Source organism: Paraburkholderia sp. CNPSo 3281 (genome assembly GCF_024206515.1).
Taxonomy (GTDB): domain Bacteria; phylum Pseudomonadota; class Gammaproteobacteria; order Burkholderiales; family Burkholderiaceae; genus Paraburkholderia; species Paraburkholderia nodosa.
Genome location: NZ_JAMBPS010000059.1, coordinates 36,597 through 42,596, shown reverse-complemented (window position 1 = coordinate 42,596; position 6,000 = coordinate 36,597). Strand labels below are relative to the sequence as shown.

Annotated in this window: 5 protein-coding genes; 3 read left to right on the top strand and 2 right to left on the bottom strand. The window is 58.3% G+C overall.

Translation table 11 applies throughout. The annotated features are described in order from the left end of the window. Nucleotides 1-274: transposase (locus M3I56_RS34305; protein ID WP_254357781.1), on the bottom strand; the 274-nt coding region annotated here is incomplete at its 3' end. A gap of 1,589 nt (nucleotides 275-1,863) precedes the next feature. Here M3I56_RS34305 and M3I56_RS34300 point away from each other — a divergent pair. Genes M3I56_RS34300 through M3I56_RS34290 form a run of 3 tightly spaced genes read left to right on the top strand, consistent with a single transcriptional unit; the run spans nucleotide 1,864 to nucleotide 4,325 of the window. Continuing rightward, nucleotides 1,864-2,952 (top strand): integrase domain-containing protein, encoded by a 1,089-nt coding sequence (locus M3I56_RS34300; protein ID WP_254357780.1) that lies wholly within the window; start codon nucleotides 1,864-1,866, stop codon nucleotides 2,950-2,952. A 59-nt stretch (nucleotides 2,953-3,011) separates the two neighbouring features. Then, nucleotides 3,012-3,467 (top strand): hypothetical protein, encoded by a 456-nt coding sequence (locus M3I56_RS34295; protein ID WP_254357779.1) that lies wholly within the window; start codon nucleotides 3,012-3,014, stop codon nucleotides 3,465-3,467. 54 nt (nucleotides 3,468-3,521) lie between these two features. After that, on the top strand, nucleotides 3,522-4,325 hold the full coding sequence (locus M3I56_RS34290; RefSeq protein ID WP_254357778.1) for a hypothetical protein: 804 nt from the start codon (nucleotides 3,522-3,524) through the stop codon (nucleotides 4,323-4,325). Between the two features lie 138 nt (nucleotides 4,326-4,463). Here M3I56_RS34290 and M3I56_RS34285 read toward each other — a convergent pair whose 3' ends face one another. Continuing rightward, the gene (locus M3I56_RS34285; protein ID WP_254357777.1) at nucleotides 4,464-4,679 is read right to left on the bottom strand and encodes a hypothetical protein; all 216 of its coding nucleotides are present in this window, start codon (nucleotides 4,677-4,679) and stop codon (nucleotides 4,464-4,466) included. Between the last annotated feature and the right edge of the window lie 1,321 nt (nucleotides 4,680-6,000).

Genomic DNA, 6,000 nt, shown 5'->3' with positions numbered 1-6,000 from the left:
GCAGCGGACCGTCGTCGGTCAGCACTGTCTTGCCGCTCTTGCCGTTGCGCTGGTTGGTCGCGTTCTCGGGCCGCACGGCGCCGGCCGGATAGCCCAGATGGTGTCCGAGTTCGGCGCCCAGCGCCCGCTCGATCAGCGCCTTCTTGAACGCCGCTGAGGCGGCATGCACCGCTTCGGCCGTCATCGGCCCCTTCACGAACTGGTCGATCAGTTCCTTCGGAATGGACGGCAACGCCGTCAGGGCCTCGGGGGACGTCTTGGGTTTGCGTGGCATACATGCTCCTTGAGCTACATGTTATGCCTTACACACAAAATTTATGACAGGCCCGTTCGTTGTGGAATTGCGTCAGGTGATGACCCCAACACGCACCCAACCCGTCCAGACCCGTGCCGGCAGCCAACAGATCCCATCCAATATGGCTCCCCGCGCATTTGAGCCGCGGGCACGGCATGGGAAATGTGGCAAGTGCCTTTGCCCGCGGTTGCTGGGACACGTCCTTGCCGCGCGGCGTAACACCAGCCGAGGCTCGCGTATGGCTCAAGCCGCAAGGTCTACCGGGCAACGGCCGTCAGCACGGTTCCGGAATCGGAACGATGACCATATTGGCATCGGCAATGATGCACATTGCGAAGGAAGCGCTTGACTATCCTCATACGATTGAGATTTAATGTCGCTGCTGTGCGCTCCCCAGAGCATCGACCGTTAAACCGCTTTTTGCGGGTAAGGGCTCTTATCGCCCAAAATTCTTTTGAGACGTTGATCTAGCCTCACCAGGCTAGACCGAAGAATGCAATGCTCCCTTTCGGGGAACTCGTCGAGTGGTCGGTTTTGTCGCCGACGCAGGCGAATATCCTATGCATTCGTGCTACCCCCCGCATGGTCGCTTCGTGACTGCGCGCGGCTCCCAGGTCGCCTCATCATTCTCGTCGTCGCTTACGCCTGCTGGTTCAACAGCCTTGGTGTGAGCTAACGCGAAGCTTACCTCCCTTCATAAGTCGCTAACCGGCACCGACGGTCTATCCGCTGACTGTCCTGCGACACCTTTGAAAAGTCTCGCGCCGCAAGGCGCTAAACAGATCTGACTTGCACAAAAGAAGGCTTTGCAGCCTCACTTTTGGCCAACGCAATGATGGTCACCGACGATTCACTGATCGCTCATCCTTTCCTCGCCTTGCTGGAGCCAAGTACTCCCCGAAGCGTCATGTGGCATTTTTGTGCGGGGTTCTGTTTTCCCGCCTGAACGCTACACACGTTACTTGCCCAAATCGAAGGGGGCTACCCGAAGGCATGACTGAGCTCCTGGTGCAACCGGGATCAGTAGCATGTCTCAATTGTCCGCTTGCGGACAATCGTGGTCCTTCTTCGCATCTTTGAAACGCTCGAGCTCATCGAACGTTCTGGTCTGCCACGCGCCGCTCTGGCGCACATCAACCCGTTCACACGCCCTCAAGCGCGATCCCGACGTGACTTGTTCACCCGAGAATCCGCCCACATCGTGCTCGCCCTCACGCGAGCCGTCATCGCCCACGTGCTGCATGCACACAAATGCGGTTGAACATCGAATGCGTCGCCTTGCGACGCGCGGTGTTCATACCGCCCCCGGGCTCTCATTTCCAAGCGCAGACCTTTCCACCGGTTCTAACCGGGGACCCTCAGCTAAACCGCCTCTGCCCATCTTTTTGCACTTCCGAATCACAGCAGGTCAACGTCGCACCCTCGTTGGCCCAGCTCAATCACGTGTCCTTTGCGGACACGACGCCACCGCAGCCGATGGCAACAGGGTGCCCTCATGCGCGTCGCCGCCCCGCGCATGAGGCTGAAGTACAGGCGGAGAAACCAGCCAGCCACAGGAAAGGAACCCTATGGGACGAAGATCAAGAGGCGTCAACCACGCCGCGCAGATGAGTCGGGACGCCGGCGGAAGCAAAGACTCACAGAAGCACCGCCGCTTGCACTGGAGCGAGTTTTCGCGTTTCGCCGCGCGCGTTGGCCACACGCTGGAAGCGGTGGACCAGGCGGAAGACTGGATGCTCGAATACTTCGTCTGGTTCCTCGTTGCCGGGGCGATGAAACCTGGCACCCTCGCGAACTATCGAGCGTCGCTCTCAGTGATTCAAGGTACGGCCGGCCAGGATGTGTCCCGCTCAACCCGCAGTCGAGACCTCCAGCTCGAGCGACGAGACCGGCATGGCAGGCATCGAGCGCGTACACCCCAGGAATTCAGCGACCTGCTCGCCGCAGCGCAGGCGTTCGACAGCAGCGTCGTGCACGTGATTCGCCTGATGCGTTGGCTTGGACTTCGCATGCGCGAGGCACTCATGTGCGGCAAGTCACTAGAAACGTGGCGAGATCTAATCTTGCAGGGAGATCGACGCCTGCCTGTCGAACGCGGAGCCAAGAACGGCCGCCCGCGCCGCACCGAAGTGCTGGCCGACCATATCGACGAGACGCTCGACGCAATCAACGCAGCGCTGGCGTTCTGCCGCGATCGCGACTTTGAGTTGGTGAGCGGCTGCCACGACGATCTCAAAAGCGCAAAGTCCCGCCTGAAATCGCGCTTTGAGCAATTGCCAATGCGTCGCGAACTCGCGAGCCACAGTCTGAGATTCACGTATGCAGTCGACTTCGCTAACGCCGCACTGGATCGCGGCGTATCACCTGTCGATGTACTGTCCCAGCTCTCGGATCGCCTCGGTCACGGACCGTCGCGGGTGAAGATGATTCTCGAGGTCTACTGCTGGCAAATCCGCCATCGGTTCCCAGAAAAAATCCACTTGCCGAGCGACTTCGTTCCCCGCAAGCAAACGAAGGACGCCGCGTTGTCCGCGACGAGCCGCCCCGAGGATCGATCCGCGTCTCACGAGCCTGCCGACAGGCGGCGAAGGCCTGCGCGTGGACGCCGTTTTCAAACGAGTCATGGAGGGAAAAGGCCCAGACAAAAATTCTTTTAATCTGCACTGCAAATTACATCCCGGCTACCAACCAAACACTTACAACGGAGCAAGACAACGTGCTGGAATCGCCACTCACTGAGGAAGCGCGCGGCGCGCTTAACCGATACAGCAGCGAGAACGCCGTCAAAACGCTGCTACCACTATGGCGACAGTTTGAAGACTTCCTCCAATCGCGCGGTCTATCGCCCACTTCCATCCTCGATATTCCGGAAGACACACTTCGCGCATATGCCAGCCATCTCGACCACCAGAACTGCCATGTCGATGACGCGCTGGTCGCACTAAGCGCCGTGCTCCTTGTGTGCCTGCACGCAGGCTACAGCGGCAAAGTTCTACGCTCCGTTGTGATCCCGCGTATTCGTCGCCCCATCGAGAACCGACAGTGGGACGCATTTCGCCTGCGAACCTACCAGCCGCTCGAATCCTCGCAACTCGCCCGCAGTCGCAGGCGCCGGGCCAAGCGCGAAGCGTGTGCGCTGGATACGGTTCGCACCGACGTCGATCGCAAGTAAGCGACGTTCTTAACGCCTTTCATCGCTCCATCTACAAACATCGAAGGATCAACCATGACTCATCTGATTGTGGCTCACTTTCAAAGCTCGAACGGTGCCGCGCAAACTTCAGCAGCGCAAGTTCTTCACGCACAGACTGGAGGATTGCTTATCAATCCCGGCCCGCTTCATATATCCGGCGAACAAGGGAGCAACATACATTTGGCGGCAAGTGAAACAGCACTTCAGGATCACTACTGCACCTTGATGACATCCCCGCGCGGGGGGATTATCGACGTGACGCCTGAAGACCGGAAAGCCATGATCGCATTCATCCAGGCAAGGCGCCCTGTTCTTACCGAACTGAAAACGATCATCGTGTCGACGTCTCCGGACACCGCGTCACAGCAGGCTGCCGTAGAAACGCTTGCGGAATTAAGTGCAGCGGGTGTGGCTGCGTCCTGCATCAGGATCCTCTGTACCGACGCCCCAGCGAGCGCTGCCCTCGAGGAGGTCTACCCCATGGTGGCCGAATATGCGCGTGAAACGGAGATCACGCTGTTGCCCGAGGCGACACTTCCGGCGCTAACGTCTTTTGCGAAGGCTCAGCAATTCAAGATGCCGATCGCCGCTGTCTTGAACCGCGCTGTCGATTTCGAAACCGAATTGACCGCGGCGCGACTCAATGGTGCTCCGGAGAAAATCATGCATGGACTCGCCCACAAGGTGATCGCGCAGCGCGATCTTCTCGACACCGCGGGTGCGTTCAAACGCGTCGCTGAGGCACTGGGACTACCTTGCATTTCGCAGGATGAGTGGCGTGCCGAATTCGCCCCGGCGACGAACCGTAGGCGGACGAAGGCGACAGCGCTCGATTAAGGGCTTTCAACACAGCATGGCGTAACGACGCCGCTAAAAAGGGGATCGACGGCACACTTGCACTCAGTGTCCGTCGATCGGTTTACGCGCGATCCGGCTCGTGCCGATTCGGATCCTGGCTCTCGCCTGTCCGACTCTTCACGGGCGGCTGGCCTCAATGAGTAACAAGCGCAACGCGTCTGTCACATCCTCCTGCGTGACGGTGGTCGAACCATCACGCAGATAACGCAGAGCGGCAAGGTCAAGGACTCGTTTCAGCACGGCATCCGTGTCCGAGATGAAACGATCCTGCAACGCACGCGAAGCGAAGTCGGTGGTGTGGCGGGATACCGAAAAAATATCGCCCGCCATCATTCTTAGCCTCATCCGGACATAGGAAGCTATCCAGCTGCCCCGTTTGTCAACGCATCCGATCAAGCAACATCGACAATGCAAACCATCCGCTGCCCCATTGAAGACGCATGGTTCGTCGCGTAGTCCGTGCGCCATCTCAACACCGCATCTGTGTGCAGCAAACCCGAGATCCCGGACACGCTGGCATCGAGGCGTTTCATCGAACATCATCTCAACTCTCCTGTTAGCGAGGTTAGCGATCGCCTCGTTCCGGAGGACGTTCGCCAACCTAGTATTCCGCTACCGTCGTAAAGTCAAGCTTGCGGCGGAGAATGTCATCAGGATATCTAAATGACAACAGTACGATGCCAGCCAAGACACCGGCAGCACCGACCTTAGGGAGTGGCTATGATTTTCAAATGGAATGGCGTCGGCACATGTCAAGAACCGGCATCGCGTTGGAACGCAACGTTCTTCACGTTCCGTTCATTCGTCGTGATGTCATAACCGGCGAGCGGCTCCGGGTAAGGCACCGACGCAGGCAACGCTCCTTCGCACCATCTACGCAAGACAGGCTGCGAGGTTTGTCGGTTACGCTGACAGGTGTAACGCACGGCGTGCAGGGCGCAGGAGTCCAAGCTTCGAATCCACGAAACCGGCCAGAAATACAGAAGGCCGCGTACGAAAACGCGGCCTTGATTGAAATCGATAGTGAAAGCTGAAACAGCAGTCGGTCGTTCAGTGCCAACGCGAGCGGCGCTCGCGATCTGCCTCACGGCTCTTATTCACCATATAGCCACCGTAAAAGTAGATGACCAACGTGACAAACAAAGTGAAAAGTGCAAAACCCATGCTCATTCTCCGTGGAGTGGACGCCGTCTGTTTGCACGTTCTTGGTCTGCCTTTGCGACCGTTATGGCCCAAAACCAAGGCAAACACGCTACGTGCGATGGCGACTGCCAGGCCGCGGAACTCCAGCCCATTATCGTCTCTGACAGTAGACAATAGCGGTGTATAGAGTAAGGCTGCCCGTGCCCATTTACTGCGTCCGCGAGCGGCGCGCACGATCCGCCTCACGGCCCTTCTTCACCATATAGCCACCGTAAAAGTAGAAGGCCAACCCAATAGCCAAAGCAAAGAGTCCGAAATACATGATTATTCTCCGCGGGCTAGATGTCTTCTTTTGGCTCGTTTGCTGTCAGCCTTACGACCGTTACGGTCCATGATCATGCCGACACCGCACAGGCCCAACGCAACGATCATCGCGACAATGCCGAAACCCATATGAAGTCTCCGTTGTTATCGACGTCCTCGAGTTGCGCGTTCGCGGTCGGCCTTGCGA

Coding starts and splice junctions, on each gene's coding strand:
- M3I56_RS34285 (WP_254357777.1), bottom strand. CDS start 4,679: ATGATGGCGGGCGATATTTTTTCGGTATCCCGCCACACCACCGACTTC.
- M3I56_RS34290 (WP_254357778.1), top strand. CDS start 3,522: ATGACTCATCTGATTGTGGCTCACTTTCAAAGCTCGAACGGTGCCGCG.
- M3I56_RS34300 (WP_254357780.1), top strand. CDS start 1,864: ATGGGACGAAGATCAAGAGGCGTCAACCACGCCGCGCAGATGAGTCGG.